1 protein-coding gene is annotated in these 472 nt (G+C 47.7%); it reads left to right on the forward strand.

Annotated elements, in window-relative coordinates; genetic code table 11:
- A partial coding sequence (locus J3482_RS20265; RefSeq protein ID WP_206923097.1) for a hypothetical protein occupies nt 1–472 on the forward strand: 472 nt, incomplete at both ends.

Raw genomic sequence — 472 nt, forward strand, 5'->3', positions numbered from 1 at the left:
GATATATCGGATACCACTATCAAGCACTATTTTTTTCGGGAACACCGGTCTATCGTCCATAAGTATAAAAGTTGGGCAAATTTTCTCGAATCCATTGGCATCTCTCCCGATGAGGCTGACCGCTTTTCATGGGCAAAGGGAAAGTTGACTGAGTACCTTAGGCAGGCGCAAACACTTGGCATTGACGTCAGAGCTTTGCTGAAGTTGGATAGCCGCCTATACTCTGCCATTGACAGACACTTTGGGTCTTTGGACGCGGCGTTAGCGGAGATCGAATATGTGTCCGATGCGACTAATAGGCAGCGTGCGTGGACACGGAAACTTATCCTAGATACTGCAAATAAAGCGCTTGAATCAAGCATCACACTATCAGCCTTAGCAAAATACGATGAGGGTTGGCGTAAGGCCGTGTTGCGTGAATTTGGCGGTATGAGGCAGTTAACAGAATTCCTTGGCGTAGCGGTCGAAGAGA

The organism is Alicyclobacillus suci, from assembly GCF_017329615.1.
Lineage (GTDB): Bacteria > Bacillota > Bacilli > Alicyclobacillales > Alicyclobacillaceae > Alicyclobacillus > Alicyclobacillus suci.